Consider the following 21,728-nt stretch of genomic DNA (forward strand, 5'->3'; position numbering starts at 1 on the left):
GCGGGAATGCTTGCATGTTGCGGGGGGTGGGCGCCAGCGGGTTGGCGTCGGCGTGTAGGTCGGCCCTACGTGGCCGACGTTGTGGTGGTTCGAACGATGCGGGCGTCGGGGGCGTAGCCCCGACCTACGGGGCGGGTTGCAGGAGCGCCCCTTGGGCGCGACCGGGAATTGGGGGTGGCTCGCATCGCGCCCAAGGGGCGCTCCTACAGGGGCGGCGGGTTGCGGATTGCGGAGCGGATCGTTCGATGCCGGCGAGGGAAGGAAATGTCCCTGACACCTTTCCCTTCGACGGTTATTTCCCTGCTGTTGCCGGTCCCGGCTGTTGGCGGTGGTAATAGGCGCGGGAGGTCCCCTGCGTCACGCTCCAGGCGCGGACGACACCGTGGGCGTCCCGGTGGACCTCGAACTGGCGCGAGCCGGAAGGATTGACGAACTGCGTGGGGCCTACCGGCAGCAGCGACAACGGTTCGGATTGCCCGGGAAGACTGACCTTGACCGCGCCGTCCACCACCTCGACCTCGAACGAGTCGTAGTCGAAAGAGTCGGCGAGCGCACCGCGAACATCCATCGGCACCTCCGGATCGATCCGGTAGCTGCCGGCGTAGTCGGCGGATGCAGTCGTGCCCAGGGCCACGCTGCGGAGTGGCGGATTGACGCCATGGCCCAAGGCATCCGAAAGCGCATTGCGGATTTCCTTATGGAGCTCGTAGCCGCGCGCACCGTTGGTCAGGATGACGAAGCCGTCGCCGGTTTCCAGGTAGCCTTCGATCCAGGCGTGGTAGCTGTTGTTGGCGCCGCCATGGTGGAAGATCCGCGTCGTGCCTGCGCCTTCCACCCGCGGGCCAAGGCCATGCGGGCTCGGCGACACCTCCGTCATCATCTCGGTTGCGATCGCCCGCGGCAGGAAGTTTCCGTTGCCCTGGTAACTCTTGATCAGGGCGCCGACGAACGCGCCCAGCTCGTTCGCGCTGGTCCACAAACCGGAGGCCGCCTGTTCGGGGAAGGCTTCCCACCCCCGAGGTAGCGCAGTCGGCCTGCCTTCCTCGTCGTGCGCCTTGGCGATGTTGCCGCGGGTCGCCGGCAGCGGGTTGTCGAAGGTACTGCGACGCATGCCGACCGGATCGAAGAGCAGTGTTCGCGCGACCGTTTCCAGCGGCAGGCCGGTGACGTCCTCGATCAGCTGCTGTTCCACCATTACGCCGCCGCCGGAGTAGTCGCTGAGCAGGCCCGGCTCGCGTAGCAACCGCACCGGATCGTTCTTTGCCGGCGGTTTGCCATTGAGCGTCTCGATCAGGGTCGGTAAGGCTTCGCCGGGCAGATAGTCGCGGAAGCCGTGGACGTTCAAGCCGGCGGTGTGCGACATCAGCATGCGCATCGTCACCGCGGGATTGCCGATGTTGGGAGCCGACGGAATGCGCCACGACTTCAGGTACGTGTTGACGTCGCAGTCCAGGTCGATCCTGCCCTGGGACAGCAGCCGCAAGGAGATCGCAGCGGTGGCCACCTTGCTGATGGAACCGACCGAGAACAGGGTGTCCGCGTCGACGGCATCGTCGGTGCCTGCTTCGCGAACCCCGTAGCCGGTGGCGTGCACGACTTCGCCACCTTTCAGGATCGCGATCGCGACACCTGGCACGTGGTAATGGGCCATGCGCTCGTGCAACGACCAGCGGGGCAGCGGCTCGCCGGCATTGAGGACGGCCGGCCGCAATCCGTGCTCCAGGGCCGTCAGTTGTTTGTGAGTGGCCGCGCCATCGACGCGCTGTGCGCTGGCTGTGCCGACGGCCAGCAGGCCCGCAACCAGCATCGCGCACGCAAGGGAGGCGCGCGGCGCGTCCCTGGGAGTGGTCCGTTGTCCGCATCCGGTGCCGTCACCCATGCCCTTGATTTTCACTGTGTGTCCCTCGTTTGATTTACTGGAGGTTTGTGAGCACTACGCGGGCCAGAGCCAGGAACGCTGGCCGCAGGAAACCACCGACGCGCCAGCGGGCGTCGTTCGTTGCGTGATGCGTTGCGATTGCCGGCGGCGACACGCGACTGTCAGCCGCTGCCTAGCCGACGCGTGGTGCCTGCTACGACCCGTCGGGTCGCGCACCCTTGCTGATCAGGTATCTGCGCACATCTTCGCCATGGGCCTGGTTCAGTGGCGACCTCACACCGAAGTCGGCGCGGACCGCGAGATTCACGTCGGCGCCCTTGTCCACCAGGCACGTCACGATCGACAGGTGTCCCTCGCGTGCGGCGTTGATCAGCGGCGTCTCGTCATAGGTCACCACCGCATTGACGTTCGCCCCGGCTTCGATCAGCCGGTCGACGACGTCGTGGTGACCCTTCATCGCGGCGACGATCAGGGGATTGCCGTCGCGCAGGGAGTACTGGTCGACCGGTGCGCCCAAGCGAAGCAGGGCGTCGACCATCTGCAGGTTCCCGGCCCGCGCGGCCACGATGAGCGCGGTGCCGGTGCCATCGACGCGGGCATCGACGCGCACACCGCTGCGGACCAGCCGGCGGACCTCTTCCAGTCGTCCCGCCTCTGCGGCCTCGATCAGCAATTCCACCTTTCCGTTTTGCGATTGTGCATCGTCGGTTTTTGCGACCAAGGCCGCGTAACCAACCCGCGGCGTCACCGCGAGCGTCAGCGCGACGCTGGCCATGAGAACCACCGCGCCCAGGGCCAGGGCCGGCCTGTATCCGGATCGCTGCGTCTTCGGGTCCATGTTCAACAGTCCTTCTATGCGATGGGTCAGGCCCTTGCGGGTATCGAAGATGCCGCTGGCCAGCAGGTGGCGTTGATGGCCGAGCGACAGCACCTTGTCGACGCTGGTCAGCAGCGAAGCGGCGTAGGCCTTGCTCTCGCCCGAGCGCAGTGCCGCGCGTTCGTCGCAGGCCATTTCCCGCGCGAGGTCCAGGCGGGTTCCGATCAGCCTGAGCAGCGGGCTCCACCAATAGACCGCGAGGAACAGGCGTTGGGCGAGCGATATCCACATGTCGCGGCGGCGCACGTGCGCGATCTCGTGTTGCAGGATGTCGAGCAGGACCGGTTGCGGCAGTTCGGCGGCCAGCGCTTCCGGCACCAGGATGCATTGGCGCGACAGGCCGACCACCATCGGGCTGGCGATCCGGTTCGACATTTTCACCGCAGTGTTGCGCGGCAACTCCTGCGCCAGCAGATGGTCGAGTTGCGGCGCCGCGCGCGCCGTTCGCTGCAGGCGTCGGGCTTCGACCCATCCACCCAGCAGGCGCCAAAGCTGCCATGCGAATCCGAGCAGCCAGGCCGCGATTGCGATCGGCTTGAGGGCAGACAGCAATTGCACGAGGAACGCATTGTCGGTCGTCGTTGAGGAAGCGGGCACGATCTCCCCCGGCAGGAGCACGGCCGCGCGTGCGGCTGGCGCGGCTTCGGCGACCGGATCGGCGCCGGGAAGGAACGCGGCCAGCGGCGAGACAACGGCCAGCACCAGCACGCACAACCATATCCAGGAGCGGGCATCCGCGCTGATGGGCCGCAGCTTGAAGGCGGCCCAGGCAAGCAGCAGCAGGACCGCGCTTTGCCACAGGTGCTGTGCGGCAATGACCAGGACCACGTCCAGGGGGGCACTCATGGCTTGTTTTTCCTGGCGGGTGTCGCGTCGATTTTTTCCTGCAGCGCCTTGAGCTCTGCCAGGTCCATGTCGTGCTCGCTGAGCAGGTGCTGCGCAAGCACGTTGGGCGAGCCGTTGAAGAACTGCTTCAACAGGTTCTCCAGCGCATGCGTGCGCGCCTCGTTGCGGCTGATCGCGGGGCTGTAGATGAAGGCGCGGCCTTCAGTGCGATGACTGACGAGGCCCTTCCTGCCGAGGATCTTGAACATCGTCAGGACCGTCGTGTAGGCGACGGGCTTCTTCTTCGACAGCTCGTCGGCGACCTCGCGTACCGAGGCCTCCTTCTTCTTCCAGAGCACCTCGAGGATGGCGCGTTCGGAGTCGGTAAGGGTGGGCGAAGGGGGACGAGCCATGGTTGCTACTAGCTAATTAGTTGTCAGATCGCACCTTAGGCGCGTGCTCGTTTCCTTGTCAACTATGTAATTAGTAATAACGAAAGAGAGAAACCCCGGCGTCGACCGGGGCGGTTCGTTTCCAGCGACCGCGAGTCAGCGCGGCGGGCGCGGCTTGCCGGGCTTGCCGGGCTTGCCGGGCTTGCCGGGCTCGCCGGGCTTGCCGGCGACGCGGCTCCCTCAAGCGGCTGTCAGCCAGCCTCGCGCTCCAGCGCGGCGCGCTGCTCGCGGCTGATCACTTCCGGCCGGCGCAGCGGGTGGTCGCTGGAATCGAAGAAGGGCGAGGTGCGCTCGCGGCGCAGGCGGGCGCCCAGGATGCCGGCAAGGATGCGCAGGCCGCCGGTCACGAAGAGCAGCGGCCTGGCCCGCACCGGCGCGGTGGCCGAGCCGGTGTTGATCACGGTGCGGCCGCGCGGCCCCAAGGCGGCGTCCACCGCCTGCGGCGCGGCATCGAAGCAGGCCGTGACCATGCCCACATAAGGCAGCCTGGGAGCGCGCGGCGTGTTGCCCAGCGGCGTGCGGCAGCAGGCTGCATACCAGCGATACAGGCCCTTGGGACTGAGCGACATGCAGGCCACGTGCTCGACGCCGGCGGTGAACCGCACCGTAGCCGGCGCCGTGGCCACGATGTCGCTGCCGCCGCTGGCATCCAGCATGTCCGGCTGGCCGAGGAAGCGCGCAAAGGCGCGGCAGTCCTTGCAGTAGCAGCTCGCCCGCACATAGGCGCGGGCGGTATCCATTTCGCCCCGCACCGCGCCGCAGCGGCATCGCAGTTGCATGGTCATGCCTGGTGGCCTCCGTTGTTACCGGACCTCGCCGCGATTCTGCTCCGCCCGCACCCTCGGGACTCATCACAGGGACGGTAGGAAACCATCGCCCCCGGGCGAGGCGCCGGAATGCTTACATGTTGCGGCGGTACTCCCCACCCACGTCATACAACGCATGGCTGATCTGCCCAAGCGAGTGGGTCTTGACCGCTTCCATCAGCGCCGCGAACACGTTCTTGCGGTCGCGGGCGGCCTTCTGCAGGTAGCCCAGGCCGTGGCCGTCATGCGGTTCGGTGGCTGCGGCAGCATCGTCTTCCACCACATGGGCGTGTTCGGTTTCGCCTTCGGGCGCCAGCACGTTACGTGACTGCTGCCAGGCCAGCACGTTGGCGATCTGCTGGCCCTTTTCTTCCTCGGTGGAGCGGATCAGTTCGATCTCGGTGGCGATCTCGCCGGCGTGCTGCTTGGGCAGGAAGGTGTTCACGCCCACCAGCGGCAGCGAGCCGTCGTGCTTCTTGTGCTCGTAGTAGAGCGACTCTTCCTGGATCTTGCCGCGCTGGTACATGGTGTCCATGGCGCCGAGCACGCCGCCGCGGTCGCTGATGGCTTCGAACTCCTTGTAGACGGCCTCTTCCACGATGTCGGTGAGCTGGTCGACGATGAAGCTGCCCTGCCAGGGGTTTTCGCAGAAGTTCAGCCCCAGCTCCTTGTTGATGATCATCTGGATGGCCACGGCGCGGCGCACGCTCTCTTCCGTGGGCGTGGTGATGGCCTCGTCGTAGGCGTTGGTGTGCAGGCTGTTGCAGTTGTCGAACAGGGCGTACAGCGCCTGCAGCGTGGTGCGGATGTCGTTGAACTGGATCTCCTGCGCGTGCAGGCTGCGGCCGCTGGTCTGGATGTGGTACTTCATCATCTGGCTGCGTTCGTTGGCGCCGTAGCGCTCGCGCATGGCGCGCGCCCAGATGCGCCGCGCGACGCGGCCAATGACGGTGTACTCCGGGTCCATGCCGTTGCTGAAGAAGAAGCTCAGGTTGGGCGCGAAGTCGTCGATCTTCATCCCGCGCGCCAGGTAATACTCGACGATGGTGAAGCCGTTGCTCAGGGTGAAGGCGAGCTGCGATATCGGGTTCGCGCCGGCCTCGGCGATGTGGTAGCCGCTGATCGAGACCGAATAGAAGTTGCGCACCTTGTGGTCGACGAAATGCTGCTGGATGTCGCCCATCATCCGCAGCGCGAACTCGGTGCTGAAGATGCAGGTGTTCTGGGCCTGGTCCTCCTTGAGGATGTCGGCCTGCACGGTGCCGCGCACGGTGGCGAGCGTTTCGGCCTTGATCCGGGCGTAGGTGTCGGCATCGACCAGCTGGTCGCCGGTGATGCCGAGCAGGCCCAGGCCGAGGCCGTCGTTGGTGGGCGGCAGGTCGCCGTGGTACTTCGGGCGTTGCCGGCCTTCGAAGAACTTCGCGATCTTCTGCTCGGCGTCGGCCCAGCGGGCGTCATCGGCCTTGAGGTATTTCTCCACCTGCTGATCGATGGCGGTGTTCATGAACATCGCCAGGATGATCGGCGCCGGGCCGTTGATGGTCATCGACACGCTGGTGCTGGGCGCGCACAGGTCGAAGCCGGAGTAGAGCTTCTTCATGTCGTCCAGCGTGGGGATGTTGACGCCGGAGTTGCCGATCTTGCCGTAGATGTCCGGGCGCGGCGCCGGGTCTTCGCCGTATAGGGTGACGCTGTCGAAGGCGGTGGACAGGCGCGCGGCCGGCTGGCCAACGCTGAGGTAATGGAAGCGGCGGTTGGTGCGCTCGGGCGTGCCCTCGCCGGCGAACATGCGGATCGGGTCTTCGCCGGTGCGGCGGTAGGGGTACACGCCGCCGGTGTAGGGATACGACCCGGGCAGGTTTTCCTTGCCCAGGAACACCAGCAGCTCGCCCCAGCTCTTGTAGCTGGGCGCGGCGATCTTGGGCACCTTCTGGTGGCTGAGCGAATCGCGGTAGTTCTCGACCCGGATCTTCTTGCCGCGGACTTCGTATTCGGTGACCTCGTCGGTGATCGACTTCAGGCGCTGCGGCCATTCGCGCAGTAGCTTGAGGGAATCGTTGGTGAGGGACTGGACGGCGTCGTTGTAGCGTTGGCGCAGGGTCAGCAGCGTGCGGTCGACGCTCTGAGCCCCTCTCCCCTCGGGAGAGGGAAGCAAAGCGTCGGCAACGTAGAGGTCGAGGGCCTTGGGCAGAGCTTCGTCGCCCAGGTCATGCAGCGACTGCCAATAGCCCTGCGCGCGGTCGGCGGCTTCGGCCTGTTTCTCGATGCTGGCGTTGATGGCCCTGCCCTGTTCGGCGATCTCGGCCAGGTAGCGCACGCGGGCGCCCGGGATCAGCACGGTGGCGCGCGGTTCCTTGAGGCTGGTATCCAGGCGCGGGGTCCACCGGGCATCCGGCAGCGACAGTTTGGTGCGAAGCAGCCGGCACAGGTTGGCGAACATCCAGCTGATGCCGGGGTCGTTGAACTGGCTGGCGATGGTGGGATAGACCGGCACGTCCTCGTCGGCGGTCTTGAACGCGGTGCGGTTGCGCTTCCACTGCTTGCGGATGTCGCGCAGCGCGTCCTCGGCGCCGCGCTTGTCGTACTTGTTGAGCACGACCAGCTCGGCGTAGTCGATCATGTCGATCTTCTCGAGCTGGCTGGCCGCGCCGTAGTCGCTGGTCATCACGTACATCGGGAAGTCGACCAGGTCGACGATCTCCGAATCGCTCTGACCGATACCGGCGGTTTCCACGATCACCAGGTCGTAGCCCAGGCCCTTGAGGAAGCCGATGCAGTCCTTGAGCACGGCGTTGGTGGCCACGTGCTGACGGCGCGTGGCCATGGAGCGCATGTACACGCGATGGCTGCGCAGCGAGTTCATGCGGATGCGGTCGCCCAGCAGCGCGCCGCCGGTGCGGCGACGGGTGGGGTCGACGCTGATCACCGCGATGCGCATCTGCGGGAAGCTGGCCAGGAAGCGGTTGAGCAGTTCATCGGTGACCGAGGACTTGCCGGCGCCGCCGGTGCCGGTGATGCCGATGACCGGGGTCTTGCCGCCGGCGAGCTGCCACTGCTTGCGCAGCTTGGACAGCTCGGCTTCCGTGTATTCGCCATCTTCGAGGGCGGACATCACCTTGCCGATGGCGATTTCGTCTTGTAGGGCGGGCCCAGGCCCGCCTTGCGTTGCATTCGATGCGCTCGGAAGGCGGGCTTGAGCCCGCCCTACGGCTTCGCGCGACTTGGCGGCACGCGCCACCACATCCTCGATCATCTCCACCAGGCCCATCTTCATGCCGTCGTTGGGGTGGTAGATGCGCTCGACGCCGTAGCCTTCGAGTTCGCGGATTTCCTCCGGCGTTATCGTGCCGCCGCCGCCGCCGAACACGCGGATGTGGGCGGCGCCGCGTTCGGCCAGCATGTCGACCATGTACTTGAAGTACTCGACGTGCCCGCCCTGGTAGCTGGACAGGGCGATGCCGTCGGCGTCCTCCTGCAGCGCGGCGCGGACCACGTCCTCGACCGAGCGGTTGTGGCCCAGGTGGATCACTTCCGCGCCCTGCGCCTGGATCAGCCGGCGCATGATGTTGATCGCCGCGTCGTGGCCGTCGAACAGGCTGGCGGCGGTGACGAAGCGCAGCGGCGTGCGGCTCTCATCAAAAGTGGGGGCCTGGCTCGCAGGCAGGTTCTGTGCAGGCGTGCTCATGGGCGCGTCTTGGTGCCGAAAACGAGAGAACCCGATTGTAGCGCGGGGGTCCGGACGGCCCGGGCACGCGGGCGCAAGGCTTGTGGCCGGCGCGGGATGCCGCCAATACTGCACGCGCAGCGCGCGCTGCACATATCCGGATGGCGCACGGGGAATGCGCGCCGGACTTCGCACCGATTCCACCGCCGGCGGACGCCCTGCAATGACACGATTCAAACGCATGCTCGCGTGGTGCCTGGTCGCGCTGGCGGTGCTGGTGGCCAGCGGCCTGCTGCTGGGCGGCTACCTGACCCCGGCGGCGACCGGCGCGCCGGGCCGGGCCCTGCCCGTGCAGCCGGCCGCCACGGCGCTGGACCGCGAGGTCGCGCCGCTGGTGGCGCGCCACGGCGGCAAGACCGGCGCGATCCTGGTACCGGACGGACTGGACGCCTTTGCCGCGCGGGCGCTGTCCGCGCGCCAGGCCGAACGCAGCCTGGACCTGCAGTACTACATCTGGCACGACGACCTGACCGGGCGGCTGCTGGGCCGCGAGGCCTGGCTGGCGGCCGAACGCGGCGTGCGCGTGCGCATGCTGCTGGACGACATCAACGCTGGCGGCAAGGACCTGGCGCTGCTGACGCTGGACGCGCATCCGCGGATCGAGGTGCGCCTGTACAACCCGCTGCGCAACCGCAACGGCATCGGCCGCGCGCTGGAGATGCTGCAGCGCTTCTTCCGCCTCAACCACCGGATGCACAACAAGGCCTGGATCGCGGACGGGCGCATGGCGGTGCTGGGCGGGCGCAACATCGGGATCGAATATTTCAGCGCGTCGAATGAGAGCAATTTCCACGACCTGGACCTGGTGCTGTTCGGCCCGGCGGTGCAACAGGCCAGCGACATCTTCGACCGCTACTGGAACAGCGCCGCGGCGGTGCCGGTGGCCAGCGTGGGCGATGCGCGGCCCAATCCACCGCAGAACGATTCGACCCAGGACGACCCGGCGCAGGCACTGATCGCCCGCGCGCGCGCCGAGGCCGACAGTCCCGCCGCGCGCGCCTACCTGCAGCGCGTGGAGGCCTCGCCGAACGTGCGCGCCTACCTGGCGCAGTCGCTAAGCCCGTTCTGGAGCGACCGCATCGCGATCGTGTCCGATCCGCCGGTCAAGCACGGCCTGGCCCGCACGCAGCTGCTGGTGGACAGGATCGAGCGCGACCTGCGCAGCGCGCGGCGCAAGGCCTTCCTGATCTCGCCATACTTCGTGCCCGGCGACGACGCGACCGCCGGGCTGGTGGCGCTGGCCAGGCGCGGCGTGCAGACCGGTGTGGTGACCAATTCGCTGGCCGCCAACGACGTGGCCGCGGTGCACGGCGGCTACAGCAAGTACCGTCCGCGCCTGCTCGCCGGCGGCGTGCACCTGTACGAGATCCGGGCGCACCACGGCGACCCGGCGCACCGGCCGGGCAGCAGCAGCGGCGCCAGCCTGCATACCAAGGCGTATGTGATCGACGACGCGCGCGGCTTCATCGGCTCGTTCAACATGGATCCGCGTTCGGCCAACCTGAACACGGAAATGGGCGTGTTCTTCGACGATCCGGGCATCGCCGCCGCCCTGCGCGACGAATACCTGCACCTGGCCGGCCCGGCGATGAGCTACTGGCTGCATCGCAACGATGCCGGCGCGCTGCGCTGGCTGGACCGCAGCACCCGGCCGCCGAGCCTGCTGGATCGCGAGCCCGAAGCCACGGGCATGCGTCGCGCCCAGGCCGCGCTGTTCCGATGGCTGCCGGTGGAATCGCAGCTGTAGGAGGTGCCCGAAGAACCCCTCCCGCTGTGGGAGCGGCCTTGACCGCGAATGCGTTTTGGCCACTCGTCGAAAGGCATTCGCGCGCAAGCGCGCTCCCACGGCGAGCGGGTTGAAATCGCTTTCCAGCCCCGCCCTTCATGGCGCCTGAGGGGCCGCCGAAAGCCCCGTGCAGGTAGGAACACCCCCTGTGGGAGCGGCCTTGGCCGCGAATGCATGCCGGCCCCGCTTCCAAAGGCATTCGCGCGCAATCGCGCTCCCACGGGTTGAAATCGTTTTCCAGCGCGGGCCCTCATGCCGCGTGACGGGCAGTCGAAAGCCCGATTCCGGCATGGGCGTAAAATGCCGCCCCTGTTGCGCCGGCACCCGCCGGCGCAGTCGCTTTTCGTCCACGGTCCGGCCCAGGCCCGGCCACACAGCAATCGCCATCGCGCCCCGTGCGCAACCGGCGCGGAGTCTTCGAATGATCTTTGAAACCCTCGACACCACCGGCCACGAGCAGGTCGTCTTCTGCCACAACAAGGACGCGGGCCTGAAGGCGATCATCGCGATCCACGACACCACCCTGGGTCCGGCACTGGGCGGGACCCGCATGTGGCCGTACCGGAGCGAGGCCGAGGCGCTCAACGACGTGCTGCGCCTGTCGCGCGGCATGACCTACAAGAACGCGGTCGCCGGCCTGGACATCGGCGGCGGCAAGGCGGTGATCATCGGCAACCCCGCCACCGACAAGTCCGAAGCGCTGTTCCGCGCGTTCGGCAAGTTCGTCGATTCGCTGGGCGGGCGCTACATCACCGCCGAGGACGTGGGCATCGACGTCAACGACATGGAATACGTATTCCGCGAGACCGAATACGTGACCGGCGTGCACCAGGTGCACGGTGGATCCGGCGACCCGTCGCCGTTCACCGCCTACGGCACGCTGCAGGGCCTGATGGCCACGCTCAACCGCGCGCACGGCGACGAGGAAGTGGGCAAGTACTCCTATGCCGTGCAGGGCCTGGGCCACGTGGGCATGGAGTTCGTGAAGCTGCTCAAGGAGCGCGGCGCGAAGATCTTCGTCACCGACATCAACCAGGAACTGGTGGACAAGGCGGTGGACGAGTACGGCGCGGAGGCTGTGGGCCTGGACGATATCTACGACGTGCCGGCCGACGTGTATTCGCCCTGCGCACTGGGCGGCACGATCAACGAGCAGACCCTGCCGCGGCTGAAGGCCAAGGTGATCTGCGGCGCGGCCAACAACCAGCTGGCCAACAATGCGATCGGCGACGAAGTGGACCGGCGCGGCATCGTCTACGCACCGGACTACGCGGTGAACGCCGGCGGCGTGATGAACGTGGCCCTGGAACTGGACGGCTACAACCGCGAGCGTGCGATGCGCATGATGCGCACGATCTACCACAACCTGGCGCGCATCTACGAGATTTCCGAGCGCGATCGCATCCCCACCTACAAAGCTGCCGACCGCCTGGCCGAAGAGCGCATCGGCGCCATCGGCAAGCTCAAGCTGCCGATGGGCCGCACCGCGCCGCACTTCAGGGGCAGGATCCGGACGGGGCACTGATCTTCCAGCCTGCGTCTGGAAGATCCCCAAAGTTTGCAAAGCAAACTTCGGGCCCCTGCCAACGCTGCCACAACCCCCGCCGCTGTCGCGGCGCCCCCTTTGACTCAAGGGGGGCTATGGTTCTCCGAAAGCACAAGTCTGCAAAAGGATCGAACTGATGCGCGCGTTTCCTCTTGGTGAAGACATCGACGCCCTGCGCGAGGCCGTGCGCCGCTTCGCCGAGGCCGAGATCGCGCCGCGCGCGGCGAAGATCGACGACGACAACGCCTTCCCGCAGGAGCTGTGGCCCAAGCTGGGCGAGCTGGGCCTGCTGGGCATCACCGTGCCGGGCGAGTACGGCGGCAGCGACATGGGCTATCTCGCCCACCTGGTGGCGATGGAGGAAATCTCGCGCGCCTCGGGTTCGGTGGGTCTGTCGTACGTGGCGCATTCCAACCTGTGCGTGTCCAACCTGTACGCCAACGGGAGCGAGGCGCAGCGGCACAAGTACCTGCCGAAGCTGTGCACCGGCGAATGGAAGGGCGCGCTGGCGATGAGCGAACCGGGTGCAGGTTCGGACGTGGTCGGCTCGATGAGCTGCCGCGCCGAGCTGCAGGGCGATGTCTGGATCGCCAACGGCAGCAAGATGTGGATCACCAACGGCCCCGAGGCGGACGTGCTGGTGGTCTACATGCGCACCGCGGCCAAGGACGCGGGCAGCAAATGCATGACCGCCTTCATCGTCGAACGCGGGATGAAGGGCTATTCCACCGCGCAGAAGCTGGACAAGCTCGGCATGCGCGGCAGCAACACCTGCGAGCTGGTGTTCGAGAACTGCGAGATCCCGGCGGAGAACGTGCTGGGCGAGGTGCACCTGGGAGTGAAGGTGCTGATGAACGGCCTCAACACCGAGCGCCTGGTCATCAGCGGTGGACCGATCGGCCTGATGCAGGCCGCGCTCGACGCCGCCCTGCCCTACGTGCGCGAACGCCGCCAGTTCGACGCACCGATCGGTACCTTCGGCATCATGCAGGCCAAGATCGCCGACATGTACACCTCGCTGCAGTCGGCGCGCGCCTTCGCCTACCAGGTGGCGCGCGACTACGACGCCGGGCACCGCTCGCGCATCGATGCGGCCAGCTGCCTGCTGCATGCTTCCGACGCCGCGGTGCAGGTGGCGCTCGAGGCGATCCAGGCCCTGGGCGGGAACGGTTACATCAACGAGTATCCGACCGGGCGGTTGCTGCGCGACGCCAAGCTGTATGCAATCGGCGCCGGCACCAACGAGATCCGGCGCATGCTGATCGGCCGGGAATTGTTCGACGGCAAGGCCTAGGCCGCAGCTTGAGTTTTTGCCCGCAAATCAGAGGCGCCGCGCCGTCTGAATAGCCGCGCCATGTTGCTGCCATGCCGCAACGTGGCCGGTCCATGACCCGTTCAGCGTTGTGCCGCGACCTGCTGCGACGCAGCTGGTTGCGGCCGCGAATTCGTGGCATCGTGCGGCGGCGCAACGAGGCTGGCGGTTCGTCCAGGGGTTCGTTGCGCACACCGTGTCGACCGATCCCCGGCTTTCCCCCGCGAGCCGGATGGCATCCATCCTGTCGAGGAAACCCCCGATGTCCACTACACCGCATCAATCCATGAGGCGCGGAGCCGCCGCCGTGCTCGTGGCAGGGCTGGCCAGCATGGCCGCCTGGGCCGCGATTTCCAGCGGCCTGTTCTCTTCCAGCGCTAGCAGCACCCAAGCCGCGGCCAGCACCAACGCAGTCGTCGCTGCAGGCGGCGGCAAGACCGACACCGCACTGAACCAGTCCGACGACAGGCCCCGCACCTACATCGTCGTGTTCAAGGACGCGCCGCTGGCCACGTACAAAGGTGGCGTCGCCGGTATCGCCAAGCCGGCGCGCAAGGGCAACGGACGCGGGCGGCTGGATGTCGCCAGCAAGGAAGCCAAGGCCTATGTGAAGTATCTCGGCGACCGCCAGCGCGGATACGAGGCGCGCATGAGCAGCGCGCTGGGCCGCAGCCTGAAGGTGAGCCTGCGCATGCAGCACGCGCTCAATGGCGTGGTCACCGTGCTGTCGCCGCTGGAAGCCGAGGCGATCACGCGACTGCCGGAAGTGCGGATGGTCGAGGCGTACCGCGAGTACGCGCTGGACACCGACCTGGGACCTGCCCTGATCGGCGCGCACACCATCTGGAACGGTCTGTCCATGCCGCTCGGCGACGGACCCGACCGCGCACGCGGCGAGGGCATCCTGGTCGGCATCCTGGACACCGGCATCAACTTCGGCAGTCCGTCATTCGCCGCCGTGGATGCGCTCGACGGCTACGTGCACACCAACCCCAATGGCAGCGGCACGTACCTGGGCACCTGCGCCCCGGGCGGCGTCGACGAAGGACGCTGCAACGACAAGCTGATCGGCGGCTACGACTTCATCTGCGGGCCGACCGCGCCGGCCGATGCTTGCGCGTTCCCGGCCCTGTACCGCGAGGAACCTGGCTTCGGCGACACCAACGGCCACGGCAGCCACACCGCGTCCACCGCCGCCGGCAATGGGCGCACAGAAGTGGTGGGCGGCACTCCGACGACCTTCTCGGGCGTTGCGCCGCGTGCCAACCTGATCGCGTACGACATCTGCTATACCAACATTTCCACCGGACAGGGCTCGTGCCCGAGCGTTTCCTCGGTCGCAGCGGTCAACCAGGCCGTCGCCAACGGCGTCGACGTGATCAACTTCTCCATCGGCGGCGGCGCTTCGCCGTGGAACGACGCGGTCTCGCTGGCGTTCCTCAATGCCACCGACGCCGGCGTGTTCGTTGCGGCCTCGGCCGGCAACTCCGGGCCTGGCCCCGCGACGCTTGGGCACGTGGAGCCGTGGACCACGTCCTCCGCCGCATCGCGCCATCGCCTTGGCGGGTTCACCTCGGTGCTGACCGTCACTGGACCGGGCACTGCGCCTGCCGACCTCCAGCGCGTTCTGCTGAGCGCCGGCTCGGGCGGCGTTGGCCTGAATGCCCCGCTGCCGGGAACCACCCCGCTGGTGGTCAGCCCAGGCATCAACAGCGCTGACGACGGCTGCGTGGCGTTTGCCCCGAACCAGTTCCAGGGGGCGATCGCCCTGATCCGCCGCGGCACCTGTTCGTTCTCGATCAAGACCAACAACGCGGCCGCCGCGGGCGCGCTGGTCGTGATCATCGCGAACAACGCGGCAGGCGGTATTACGCCCAGCGTTCCCGGGACCACCATTCCGGCGTTCGGTACGACCCAGGCCATCGGCAATGCGATTCGCGACTTCGCCGCCGCCAACGGCGGTTCGGCCACCGCGGGTATCAATGTCTCGCCGAACGTCATCGACTCTCTGGCTTCGTTCAGTTCGCGCGGTCCGGGCGGTTACGATGTGCTCAAGCCGGACCTCGCCGCGCCTGGTGTCGACGTGCTGGCGGCGTATGCCGGCACCACGCTCACCGGCTTCGAGAACCTGGTGGTGATGATCAGCGGGACCTCGATGGCTTCGCCGCATACCGCGGGCGCGGCAGCGCTGATGCGCCAGCTGCATCCGTCCTGGACGGTGCCGGAAATCAAGTCGGCCCTGACCATGACTGCGGTGCGCACCGTGCGGCTGGAAGACCAGGTCACCCCGGCCGATGCGCATGCCACCGGCGCCGGACGTCTGCAGGCCGACCGTGCTGCACGCGCCGGACTGGTGCTCAACGAAACCAAGGCCCGCTTCGACGCTGCCAATCCGGCCCTGGGCGGTGAGGCTTCGACCCTGAACCTGGCCGCGATCCAGAAGGCCAACTGCACCGGCGTGTGCACCTTCGTGCGCACGTTCCGCAGCACCTTGTCGTCCAAGCACCAGTGGCGCCTGAGCCTGCGCGGCTTCGCGGGCACGATCCTGCCGGCGAGCCTGACCCTGAAGCCGGGCGAGTCGCGCCAGGTGCTGATCACGATCGACAACACCGGCGCGCCTGCCGACGGCAGCTTCCGCTTCGGTTCGATCGAGATCACGCCCAGCGGAACGTCGTCGAACGGCAACGCCAGCCTGCCGGCGCTGCACATGCCGGTCGCGCTGCGGGTTCCGCCGCCGCCGCCGGCGTCGACCATCCCGCTCGCCAATGGCGTGCCGGTGGCCGTGGCCGGTGCCGTGGGCAGCCAGACGTACTACAGCCTGGTGGTTCCGGCCGGCGCGACCCAGGTCAGCTTCGTCATGGCCGGCGGTACCGGCGACGCGGACCTGTACGTTAAGTGGGGTGAGGCGCCGACCGCGTCGATCGACTGCGGCTCGGAGTCCAGCTCCAACAACGAGACCTGCGTGCTGGTGGCCAAGCCAGGCACCTACTACGTGCGGATCGCAGGCTTCACCGCCTATACGGGCGCAACGCTGACCGGTACGTACCAGTAAATCCAACAGCAACAACGTGAGTCCTTGAGGGCCCGGAGCGATCCGGGCCCTTTTTTGTTTCCGGAACCGTCCTTGCGGAATCCCGGCGACGAAGCCGTCCAAGGCTTGCCGCGCCACACCAGGTGACTTTCGGCACCTCGAAGTCATGACAGTCGGCATCTCACCGCAATCGTGCCGCCTGCACACACTGGCCGCACCCATCGCAGGAGTGCCGCCATGACCGTTTCGACGCCCTATTCCTTCGCCATCGCCTGCCTCATCAGCAGTGGTTTGGCCGCCCTACCCGCACGCGCGGCCGATCTCGACATCAAGGTCACCGACGTGCGCGCGCAGCAGGGCTCGCTCAGGATCGCCGTCATCGACTCCGCGGCCGGCTGGAGCGATGGCGGAAAACCCGTGGCCGGCACCGTCCGCAAGGCCCAAGGCGCGGAGGAGACGTTCCATTTCCCCAACCTGCCACCAGGCCGCTACGCGGTGATGGTGATGCACGACCAGAACGACAACGGCAAGCTCGACAGCAACTTCATGGGTATGCCGATCGAGGGCTACGGGTTCAGCAACAACCCGGCCGTGATGCGCAAGCCGACCTTCGAGGAAGCGCGCTTCGAACTCGAGACCGCAGGCAGCGCGATCACGGTGCGGCTGCGCTGAGGCATCTGCGCTCAAGCCCCACCGCCCGCATTCCAGGGCAGCTCCCACCGTCCGCATGCTTCGAGGTAACACCATGGACCGCCGCCGCTTTCTCCGCAGTTTCCTCGGCAGCACCGCCGCGCTGGCATTCGCGCCCGGCCTGCTGCGCGCCGAAGTCGCCTACGCCTCAGACGCCGCCCGTTTTGCCGATGGGTTGGCGCAACGCCCCTGGCTCGCAGGCTGGAAGACCGTGGGCACGGAGTCGCTCGGACCCACCGTCGCCGCCGTGGAAGGACGCCTGCCGAAAGAACTCGCCGGCGCGCTGTACCGCAACGGGCCGGCCTGGTTCGATCGCGATGGCTTTCGCTACAAACACTGGTTCGACGGCGACGGAATGATCCACGCATGGCGCATCGGCGGCGGCTCCATCGAACATCGCGCGCGCATGGTCGCGACGCCCAAGTTCGTGCGCGAGCAGCATGAAGCCCGGTTCCTGGTGCCGGCCGCCGGGACCACCGTTCCCAACCCGGTGCCGGTGCGCAACAACGACGACGTGAACACCGCGAACACCGCGGTGATCCGCTTCGACGGCCGCCTGTACGCGCTGTGGGAAGGCGGCTCGGCCACTGAGCTTGAACCGGAGAGCCTGCGCACGCTCGGACCGGTGACCTGGCGCGAGGATCTGGTGGCGGCGCCATTTTCCGCGCACCCGCTGGTCGATCGCGATGGCTCGCTGTGGAACTTCGGCAACATCGCCCAGCTCGGTGGCTCCGGCGTACTGGTCTGGCACATCGGCGCCGATGGCAAGCTGATCCGCACCGCGATGTTGCCGAGCGATGCGCCTGGCTATATCCACGGCTTCGCGATGAGCGACCGCTACCTGGTGTTCATGCTCATCCCCTATCGCGTGCCCGGCGGGGGTGGCGCGTACTTCGAACGCCTGCGCTACACGCCGGAACAGCCTTGCCGGGTCGCAGTGGTGGCGAAGGACGCACTCGACGCGCCGCGCTGGTTCGACATTCCCTTCGGCGCGGTGTACCACTTCGGCCAGGCGCACGAGCGCGGGCGCGAGCTGATCGTGCAGGCGGTGCGGCACAACGATATCGAGGAAATGCGCTCGCCGATGGCCGGCGCAATGCGCGGCGAGCCGGATGCGGGACTGGCCGATACCGAGCTGGTCGCGCTGCGGATCGATCTGGCGAGCGGCCGTGCGCGCTGGGAGTCGAGCGGCATGCGCGAACTCGAGTTTCCCGTCTTCGATCCGCGCGCACCGGACGGACGACCGACGCGGCTGTACGCGCCGACCAACGCCGGCGCGGCCAGTGCGCCGTACTTCAACGCGATCGCGGCGATCGACCCCGACACTGGACGCCGCGACATGCATCGTTACGGCAGCGACGTCATGGCCGAAGAACACGTGTTCGTGCCGAAACCCGGCAGCCACAAGCCCGGACAGGGCTGGCTGGTCGGCACCCTGCTCGATCACGGTCGTGGCCGCAGCGGCATCGCCGTGCTCGATGCCGAGCGCGTCGCGGACGGCCCATTGGCCCAGGCCTGGCTTCCATATACGGTGCCGCTCGGTTTCCACGGCTGGTTCGCAGGCAGCGGTTGATCAGCCGCATGACGATCGACGACGCGACCTATACTCGGCCCATGGGGACCGACGCGCATACGGATCGCGACGATTCGCCGGCCGCGACCGGCTCGCGGCTGTTGTGGGACGGCGGGCCGCTTTCGCCGCTGAACGTCGCGGCCTACGTGACCTGGCTGCCGGTGAGTTTCGGCATGCTCGATTTCGCGCGCCTGTCCGCGGCCGATCCGGTCGAGTGGCTGGGCGCCGCCTGCCTGCTGGGTTTCCTCGCCCTGTTCGTGGCCCGCGTCTTCCTGGGGCGCGACCACTCCCGGCACGAGCGCTGGTGGATGGCTGTGGTGCTGCCGCAGGCGGTGCTCGCGTTGCTGGCGATCTGGCTGCTGGGCGGCGGCAGCGGTGCGGTGCTGCTGATCCTGGTGGCGGTGCAGCTGTTCGCGATCCTCAACTGGCGCGTGGCGATCTGGTGGCAGGCGGCCTTCAACCTCGGGCTCGCGTTGATCTGGCGGCAGGCGTTCGGGATGGACTGGGACCGTTTGCTGGTGGAGCTGTTTCCGATCATCGGCTTCCAGGCCTTCGCTGCGCTGACGGCATACTACGCCACTGCGGTCGGCGACACCCGCGACGAGTTGGCGCGGGTCAACGCTGAACTGCTGGCGACCCAGTCGCTGCTGGAGGAAAGCGCGCGCGGCGAAGAGCGCCTGAAGCTGTCGCGCGAGCTGCACGACGTCGCCGGCCACAAGCTGACCGCGCTCAAGCTCAACCTCGCGCGGCTGGCACGCGACCCGGCGCTCGCCGGCCGCGAGGAGCTCGGCACGTCGACTGCGCTTGCGCATGACCTGCTCGATGACATCCGGGCCGTGGTCGGCGAACTGCGCAAACATGACGGTGTCGACCTGCGCGCCGCCATCGAATCCCTGGCCAGACAGGTGCATGGCCCGCGCTTCCGCATCGAGGTCACAGACGATGCCCGTACACACACGGTACAGGCCGCCGAAACGCTGCTGCGTTGCGCGCAGGAAGGCATCACCAATGCGCTGCGCCATGGCCATCCCGGCGAGATCGTGGTGTGGTGTGGCCGTCGCGACGAAACACTCGAATTGCGCGTGCGCGACGATGGCGCCGCCGCGCCCAGGCTCGCCTTCGGCAATGGCCTGACCGGCATGCGCGAGCGGCTGGCCGCGCTTGGCGGAACACTGCAGGTACTGCCTGCCCCGAGGCGTGGCGTGGAACTGATCGCCAGCCTTCCGGCGGGCGCCTGACATGCCCGCGCCGGAACGGATGGCGCCGGTACGGGTCGCGATCGCCGACGACCAGGCCCTGGTCCTGAAGGGCCTGTCGGCGCTGCTCGGCGATCTCGGCATCGAGATCGTGCTCGAAGCGGGCGACGGCGCCGCGCTGCTCGCGGCGCTCGACAAACGCCCAGTGGACGTGATCCTGAGCGATATCCGCATGCCCGGCACCGACGGCATCGCCCTGGTGCGGGCGCTGCGCGAACGTGGCGACGCGACTCCAGTGATCCTGCTGACCACCTTCGACGACAGTGCCTTGATGCTGGCGGCGGTGGAAGCCGGTGCGCAGGGCTTCCTGCTCAAGGATGCATCGCCCGAGGATCTGCGCGAAGCGATCCTGCGCGTCGCCGACGGCCACACCCTGCTGCAGCCGGTCAGCATGGGACCCGTGCGCGCCGGCTGGGGCGAGCGTGAACCGGTGCCCGAAGGGGCGCGGCTGAGCGCGCGCGAAGTCAGCATCCTGCGCCTGGTCGCCGGGGGCTATTCCAACAAGGAAATCGGGCGCAGCCTGCATCTGTCCGAGGGCACGGTGAAGAACTACATCTCCGACCTGCTGGTCAAGCTCGACTGTCGCGACCGTACGCATGCGGTGCTCAAGGCGATCACGCGGCGTCTGCTGTAGCGCCGCTTCTGCACAACTGCATGCATGCGGGATGCGCCGAGGGGACGACTAACGCCGGATCACGCCACCCCAAGGGTGTTTCGCGGGATAATCCCCGGCCTGCGGTCCGGCCGCGTCCCCCACAGGAGTCGTTTCATGTCCGACGTCGTCATCGTCGGTGCCAAGCGCACCGCCATCGGTTCCATGCTTGGCCAGTTCACCGGCGTGCCCACGCCGACCCTCGGCGCTGCTGCCATCGGCGGCGCGCTGGAGCACGCCGGCCTGGCGCCGGACCAGGTCGACGAGGTGATCATGGGCTGCGTGCTCCCGGCGGGCCTGGGCCAGGCGCCCGCACGCCAGGCTTCGCGCGCCGCCGGCATTCCCGATGCTGCCGGCTGCACCACCATCAACAAGGTTTGCGGCTCGGGGATGAAGGCCATCATGTTCGGCCACGACCTGATCAAGGCCGGCTCGGCCAGCGTGGTCGTCGCCGGCGGCATGGAGTCGATGACTAATGCGCCGCATCTGCTCAACGGCTCGCGCACCGGCATCCGTTACGGCACCGCTGAATTCCTCGACCACATGGCCTGGGACGGCCTGACCAATCCCTACGACGGCAAGGCCATGGGCGTGTTCGGCGATGCCGCAAGCGAGAAGTACGATCTGAGCCGGGAAGCCCTGGATGCCTATTCGTCCGAAAGCGCGAAGCGCGCCCAGGCAGCCATCGCCGATGGCAGCTTCAAGGACGAAATCGTCGCGGTCACGGTGAAGGGCCGCAAGGGCGAGGTGGTCGTCGAGGTCGACGAAGAACCGGGCAAGATCCAGCTGGACAAGATCCCCACCCTGCGCGCGGCCTTCGGCAAGGAAGGGCGCCTGACCGCCGCGTCCTCGTCCAAGATCTCCGACGGCGCGGCCGCCACCGTGCTCATGTCCGCGGACGAAGCGCAGCGACGCGGGCTCACGCCGCTGGCGCGCATCGTCGCCCATGCCGGGCACGCGCAAGCGCCCGAATGGTTCACCACTGCGCCGGTGAAAGCGATTTCAAACGTGCTCGCGAAAGCGGGCTGGAAGGTCGAGGACGTCGATCTGTTCGAGGTCAACGAGGCGTTTGCGGTGGTCGCGATGGCACCCATGAAGGACCTCGGCATCCCCCACGACAAGCTCAATGTCCACGGCGGCGCACTGGCTCTGGGGCACCCGATCGGAGCCAGCGGTGCACGGCTGCTGGTGACATTGCTGCATGCGCTCAAGGCACGCGGCGGCAAACGCGGCGTGGCCTCGCTGTGCATCGGTGGTGGCGAAGCGACCGCAGTGGCTGTGGAGCTGGCGTGAAGGTCCTTTGAACCGGGCCGAAAGTT

14 protein-coding genes are annotated in these 21,728 nt (G+C 67.6%); 9 read left to right on the forward strand and 5 right to left on the reverse strand.

The genetic code is table 11. The features are described from left to right. Positions 1–292: 292 nt before the first annotated feature. The 5 genes from MC380_RS09495 to MC380_RS09515 form a co-directional block, all read right to left on the reverse strand. Positions 293–1,807 carry a serine hydrolase domain-containing protein gene (locus tag MC380_RS09495; RefSeq protein ID WP_242164419.1) on the reverse strand — a complete coding sequence of 505 codons (1,515 nt, stop codon included), beginning with the start codon at positions 1,805–1,807 and terminating at the stop codon, positions 293–295. Positions 1,808–2,072: 265 nt separating this feature from the next. Next, positions 2,073–3,602, reverse strand: a complete 1,530-nt coding sequence (locus MC380_RS09500) for a M56 family metallopeptidase (RefSeq protein WP_242164421.1) — start codon at positions 3,600–3,602, stop codon at positions 2,073–2,075. Further along, positions 3,599–3,994: a BlaI/MecI/CopY family transcriptional regulator gene (locus MC380_RS09505; RefSeq protein ID WP_242164423.1), complete on the reverse strand. Its 396-nt coding sequence runs from the start codon at positions 3,992–3,994 to the stop codon at positions 3,599–3,601. Before MC380_RS09505 ends, MC380_RS09500 begins: the two co-directional genes overlap by 4 nt. A gap of 230 nt (positions 3,995–4,224) precedes the next feature. After that, on the reverse strand, positions 4,225–4,818 hold the full coding sequence (locus MC380_RS09510) for a DUF6151 family protein (RefSeq protein WP_242164425.1): 594 nt from the start codon (positions 4,816–4,818) through the stop codon (positions 4,225–4,227). Between the two features lie 115 nt (positions 4,819–4,933). Next, on the reverse strand, positions 4,934–8,524 hold the full coding sequence (locus MC380_RS09515) for a methylmalonyl-CoA mutase family protein (protein WP_242164427.1): 3,591 nt from the start codon (positions 8,522–8,524) through the stop codon (positions 4,934–4,936). 202 nt (positions 8,525–8,726) lie between these two features. Here MC380_RS09515 and MC380_RS09520 point away from each other — a divergent pair, with 202 nt between their 5' ends. The 9 genes from MC380_RS09520 (at position 8,727) to MC380_RS09565 (ending at position 21,702) form a co-directional block, all read left to right on the forward strand. Next, positions 8,727–10,310 carry a phospholipase D family protein gene (locus MC380_RS09520; protein ID WP_242164429.1) on the forward strand — a complete coding sequence of 528 codons (1,584 nt, stop codon included), beginning with the start codon at positions 8,727–8,729 and terminating at the stop codon, positions 10,308–10,310. 460 nt (positions 10,311–10,770) lie between these two features. Then, positions 10,771–11,874, forward strand: coding sequence for a Glu/Leu/Phe/Val dehydrogenase dimerization domain-containing protein (locus MC380_RS09525; RefSeq protein WP_242164431.1), 1,104 nt, complete (start codon positions 10,771–10,773; stop codon positions 11,872–11,874). Between the two features lie 157 nt (positions 11,875–12,031). Then, a complete protein-coding gene (locus MC380_RS09530; RefSeq protein ID WP_242164433.1) occupies positions 12,032–13,189 on the forward strand; it encodes an isovaleryl-CoA dehydrogenase in 1,158 nt (385 codons plus the stop codon). A gap of 304 nt (positions 13,190–13,493) precedes the next feature. Further along, positions 13,494–16,259, forward strand: a complete 2,766-nt coding sequence (locus MC380_RS17930; protein ID WP_277929905.1) for a S8 family serine peptidase — start codon at positions 13,494–13,496, stop codon at positions 16,257–16,259. A 216-nt stretch (positions 16,260–16,475) separates the two neighbouring features. Continuing rightward, on the forward strand, positions 16,476–16,910 hold the full coding sequence (locus MC380_RS09545; RefSeq protein ID WP_242164435.1) for a DUF2141 domain-containing protein: 435 nt from the start codon (positions 16,476–16,478) through the stop codon (positions 16,908–16,910). Between the two features lie 73 nt (positions 16,911–16,983). Beyond that, positions 16,984–18,501 (forward strand): carotenoid oxygenase family protein, encoded by a 1,518-nt coding sequence (locus MC380_RS09550; protein ID WP_242164437.1) that lies wholly within the window; start codon positions 16,984–16,986, stop codon positions 18,499–18,501. 8 nt (positions 18,502–18,509) lie between these two features. Next, positions 18,510–19,739: a histidine kinase gene (locus MC380_RS09555; protein ID WP_242164439.1), complete on the forward strand. Its 1,230-nt coding sequence runs from the start codon at positions 18,510–18,512 to the stop codon at positions 19,737–19,739. Between the two features lie 19 nt (positions 19,740–19,758). Then, positions 19,759–20,391 carry a response regulator transcription factor gene (locus tag MC380_RS09560; RefSeq protein ID WP_242164876.1) on the forward strand — a complete coding sequence of 211 codons (633 nt, stop codon included), beginning with the start codon at positions 19,759–19,761 and terminating at the stop codon, positions 20,389–20,391. 135 nt (positions 20,392–20,526) lie between these two features. After that, positions 20,527–21,702: an acetyl-CoA C-acyltransferase gene (locus MC380_RS09565; protein WP_242164441.1), complete on the forward strand. Its 1,176-nt coding sequence runs from the start codon at positions 20,527–20,529 to the stop codon at positions 21,700–21,702. Positions 21,703–21,728: the final 26 nt, after the last annotated feature.

This window comes from Lysobacter sp. M15, assembly GCF_022662515.1.
GTDB lineage: Bacteria > Pseudomonadota > Gammaproteobacteria > Xanthomonadales > Xanthomonadaceae > JAKPBU01.

What these genes read in the sequence shown, in the direction of transcription:
- MC380_RS09565 (WP_242164441.1), top strand. Translation starts at nt 20,527, where the DNA reads ATGTCCGACGTCGTCATCGTCGGTGCCAAGCGCACCGCCATCGGTTCC.
- MC380_RS09510 (WP_242164425.1), bottom strand. Translation starts at nt 4,818, where the DNA reads ATGACCATGCAACTGCGATGCCGCTGCGGCGCGGTGCGGGGCGAAATG.
- MC380_RS17930 (WP_277929905.1), top strand. Translation starts at nt 13,494, where the DNA reads ATGAGGCGCGGAGCCGCCGCCGTGCTCGTGGCAGGGCTGGCCAGCATG.
- MC380_RS09525 (WP_242164431.1), top strand. Translation starts at nt 10,771, where the DNA reads ATGATCTTTGAAACCCTCGACACCACCGGCCACGAGCAGGTCGTCTTC.
- MC380_RS09555 (WP_242164439.1), top strand. Translation starts at nt 18,510, where the DNA reads ATGACGATCGACGACGCGACCTATACTCGGCCCATGGGGACCGACGCG.
- MC380_RS09495 (WP_242164419.1), bottom strand. Translation starts at nt 1,807, where the DNA reads ATGCTGGTTGCGGGCCTGCTGGCCGTCGGCACAGCCAGCGCACAGCGC.
- MC380_RS09560 (WP_242164876.1), top strand. Translation starts at nt 19,759, where the DNA reads ATGGCGCCGGTACGGGTCGCGATCGCCGACGACCAGGCCCTGGTCCTG.
- MC380_RS09545 (WP_242164435.1), top strand. Translation starts at nt 16,476, where the DNA reads ATGACCGTTTCGACGCCCTATTCCTTCGCCATCGCCTGCCTCATCAGC.
- MC380_RS09530 (WP_242164433.1), top strand. Translation starts at nt 12,032, where the DNA reads ATGCGCGCGTTTCCTCTTGGTGAAGACATCGACGCCCTGCGCGAGGCC.
- MC380_RS09500 (WP_242164421.1), bottom strand. Translation starts at nt 3,602, where the DNA reads ATGAGTGCCCCCCTGGACGTGGTCCTGGTCATTGCCGCACAGCACCTG.
- MC380_RS09505 (WP_242164423.1), bottom strand. Translation starts at nt 3,994, where the DNA reads ATGGCTCGTCCCCCTTCGCCCACCCTTACCGACTCCGAACGCGCCATC.
- MC380_RS09550 (WP_242164437.1), top strand. Translation starts at nt 16,984, where the DNA reads ATGGACCGCCGCCGCTTTCTCCGCAGTTTCCTCGGCAGCACCGCCGCG.
- MC380_RS09520 (WP_242164429.1), top strand. Translation starts at nt 8,727, where the DNA reads ATGACACGATTCAAACGCATGCTCGCGTGGTGCCTGGTCGCGCTGGCG.
- MC380_RS09515 (WP_242164427.1), bottom strand. Translation starts at nt 8,524, where the DNA reads ATGAGCACGCCTGCACAGAACCTGCCTGCGAGCCAGGCCCCCACTTTT.